Annotated in this window: 1 protein-coding gene; it reads left to right on the plus strand. The window is 66.6% G+C overall.

What is annotated here, in order from left to right:
* The coding region (locus EN859_RS35395) for a di-heme oxidoredictase family protein (RefSeq protein ID WP_281015671.1) at positions 1-440 on the plus strand (440 nt) is incomplete at both ends.

The following is a 440-nucleotide window of genomic DNA, read 5'->3' on the forward strand; positions in this document are numbered from 1 at the left end:
CTTCTGCTGGCGCTATCTGCCTCGGCCATGGCCGGCGAGACTGGTAGCGCCGGCCTTGCCGCCAGCCGCACCGATTTGACGCCCAAGGATGAGGCGAGGGTCCTCGCCGTCACGCGGCCGACCACGGACTTTTCCAAGCCCGAGCCGTTCGAACTGATGCAGGGCGGCGCCGGCACTTCGCGCAAGGATCCCAGCCGCGACGCGTTCTCGCAACCGGCCGCCAACATCACCTTCGAGGAAGAAGGCAACTTCAAGCTCGGAAACGCCCTTTTCCGCAAGAACTGGGTGTCGTCGCCTTCGTCGACCCAGGCTTCGGACGGGCTTGGTCCGCTGTTCAATGAACGCGCCTGCCAGAATTGCCATCTCAAGGATGGCCGCGGTCGTCCGCCGGAAGGCGGCGCCGCGTCGCCCTCGATCTTCCTCCGGCTCGCCCGCGATGC

Source organism: Mesorhizobium sp. M00.F.Ca.ET.216.01.1.1, assembly GCF_004010325.2.
Taxonomy (GTDB): domain Bacteria; phylum Pseudomonadota; class Alphaproteobacteria; order Rhizobiales; family Rhizobiaceae; genus Mesorhizobium.